General features: G+C 63.8%; 1 protein-coding gene. It reads right to left on the bottom strand.

What is annotated here, in order from left to right; genetic code table 11:
- Nucleotides 1–225 (bottom strand): hypothetical protein (locus tag EOD29_RS36695; protein WP_206520577.1); only part of this gene is annotated, 225 nt, incomplete at its 3' end.
- Nucleotides 226–260 lie beyond the last annotated feature (35 nt).

The raw sequence follows: 260 nt of genomic DNA, 5'->3' as shown, positions 1-260 counted from the left end.
GCCAGTCCCATCCGCATTGGGCGGACAGAACGAAGCGACGACGTTGGTTGGGTCGCGGAACAGCCTGCCATCATTGGTGTTGTTGCCGTAGGTCTGGAACCCGCCGAAGGCAGTCCCAGCCGCGAAGTCAACGCCGGACGTGAAGCCGCTCGCCCAAATGCCCGTTTGCGGGGCAAAGATCGGGCTGCGGACAGGAGACCTGAGCGGCGCGTGAATCAGCGTCACTTGGCCGGCGCCTTCTGTTTTGCGGTGTCCCGCTT

The sequence above is a fragment of the Mesorhizobium sp. M1A.T.Ca.IN.004.03.1.1 genome (genome assembly GCF_003997555.1).
In the GTDB taxonomy this organism is placed as follows: Bacteria; Pseudomonadota; Alphaproteobacteria; order Rhizobiales; family Rhizobiaceae; genus Mesorhizobium.
This window is presented reverse-complemented; position numbering and strand designations above follow the sequence as displayed.